The organism is Paenibacillus agaridevorans (assembly GCF_003112455.1).
GTDB classification, from domain to species: Bacteria; Bacillota; Bacilli; order Paenibacillales; family Paenibacillaceae; genus Pristimantibacillus; species Pristimantibacillus agaridevorans.
On sequence record NZ_BDQX01000430.1, the window covers coordinates 90,594 to 92,824 of the forward strand.

The 2,231-nt window shown below is 58.9% G+C and carries 2 protein-coding genes; both read right to left on the reverse strand.

Annotation, left to right across the window (positions count from 1 at the left end):
* Nucleotides 1-879 (reverse strand): hypothetical protein (locus tag PAT3040_RS32600; RefSeq protein WP_181376979.1); only part of this gene is annotated, 879 nt, incomplete at its 3' end.
* A 12-nt stretch (nt 880-891) separates the two neighbouring features.
* Nucleotides 892-2,231 (reverse strand): hypothetical protein (locus PAT3040_RS37760; protein WP_219930347.1); only part of this gene is annotated, 1,340 nt, incomplete at its 5' end.

The window sequence follows — 2,231 nt, forward strand, 5'->3', positions numbered from 1 at the left end:
ATGCATGCTGGGGTAGATTTCGCCGAACGGTTCGTCGATCAAGTTGTATCCCAGAAGGGCCGGATTGTCCTTGTAATGGCGCACGAAGGTACGCACAAAATCAGCGGACGGGCGGCTATCCGGCGCAAACGCCGAAATCGTGCCCCCTCGCGGGGTGGCCAACGTCAGTTGAAAATAGAGATCGCAGCTGAGCTCCTCGCTTCCCCTGTAGGCCGCGCCTCCGCTATACGCATCCTCCCGGCTGGTCAGCAGCGGTCCGATCGGCTTATCGCTCTCCGTCGACAGCTCCATATAATAAGAAGCATCGGACGCCAGTTCATAACGGTTGGCTTCCCTCGACTGCGGGAAGTTGGCAAATACGAATTCCGGATAGCGGGTACCTGCCGCCGCATGCCAACTGGAAGAGGCAACCAATTCATTCTTGCCCGGGCTATCATAAACCGTGAGACGCAGCGTCAGCGATTCATCTTCCGGCGGCTCGCCCAGCTTGAAGGATACGAAGGCGAGGTTGAGCCCTTCCGCCGCCGGTGTCGTAAAGGTCTGCCCAATCGGTTTGCCCTTCCGCACGAACAGGGCGGAGCCGTCTTCGGCATCTTGCGCGATCCACTCGCATTGCACCCATCTGATGCCGGTGTCGGTTACGAGCATTTTAAGCCCGTTGGCCTCCGCCTGCTCCAACGCCCAGTCGGTACGGGCCGGCGTCGTAATTTCATTGGTTGCGACGACAAAATTGGCATTCAGCTCGCGAATGGCTGCATAGGCGGCATAAGACGTATCCGCAGGCCCCGGAATGTGGAAGACGCCGATCGGAAATTGGCCGTCTACGTCCCACTTTTTGCCCTCCGGCACGGTGCCGCCGCGCCTATTGTTAGCGTTCATTTCTTCACCTCGTTATGGATTGGTAAACAGATCGACGACCGTAATGCCCCTGCCCGGCACCTGCGTCGTAAACCGGTTGCCTTCGGGAAACAGCGGCACGCCGGGAAAATCGGTTATAACCTCGAGCTTGCCGATCGGCTGCGCCGCCTCGACTTGCACCGCCCGATATTTGGTATTCAAATTGCGGATGAATAGACGGTAATGCCCGTTGTCCAGCTGAAATCCCGCCATCGGTGACATCTCCGCGAAACGGGTCACCGCCGGCGCATTGGCCAGCTTGACCAGCGCTTGTACGCAATCGCCGACGAATTTAGCGGGAAGCGGCGCATAAGACAACGGCTGGATCCAGCTCAGCTTGTCATCTGTCTCATCGTCGGCCAACTCCGCGGCCTGTCCGCCGGATATCGCTTTGACGATGCGTCCCCCGGTTTCCCGGACAATCGCGAACCACTCGTTCCGTCTGCTCTCCATTTCCATGCCATGCCGGCTCAAGGCCGACAGCATCCGATCATCCAGCTTGGCAATGAGCAAAGCCCCGCCCGCCGTATAAGACAATGCCTGATCAAGCTGTTCATCGGGCCACAGATGCAAATCGGCAATGCAGATATTCCCTGTGATCCCCTCCATTTGTTCGGCTCGCGCAATGGCGCCCATCGACGCCCCTTGCTCAATCAGGCTTTGCAGAAACTTGTGTGCCGGCCATTGCCTATTGTCCGAATATTGCGCCAATGACGGATACAAAGCCGCATCGCTCCAAACAAAGGTAGCTCCCGCAACCTGTCGCGGTACGCCGGCGAAAGCAGATTGCCAACGTCCGTTGATCCAGGCCCAGTTGCGCGCTTCGATGCCATCGCCCAGGCAGGCCAGGAAGCCGTCCGCGCAACGGCGCAGCCCGCCCGGCTCGTGCAGATAGACGTTGGCCAACGTATAGATATCCCGTTCGATCAAGGTCGGGGCATGGCTAAGCACGTCCCATTGCTCCGTCGTATCTTGAATGCCGTTTAGACAAATCAGCTTCGTATCGGGAACATACGCCTTCAGCGCGAGCAAGGTAGCCATAAACTCCGTGCTTGGCTCATATTCGATGCCATCCGCGCCGGCCGACAGTCCCGCAGCTCCGGATTCCACGATAAAGCCGTCTATCCCGGCTTCCGCCAGCAGCCTGTAATCGACCCCGTAGCGATACAAAGCCTCGAACGGCTCGCGTGTCCAAGCCGTATTCAGATAGCCGGTTTTGCCCATTCGCCGCAGCTCCGCCATCGTCTTGCGCCAGAACCCGGCCCAGCGGCGGGCATAAAACCCGATCCACGCCATTCGTTGCCGCTTCCAGATCCAGTCCGCGCGCCGCTGCA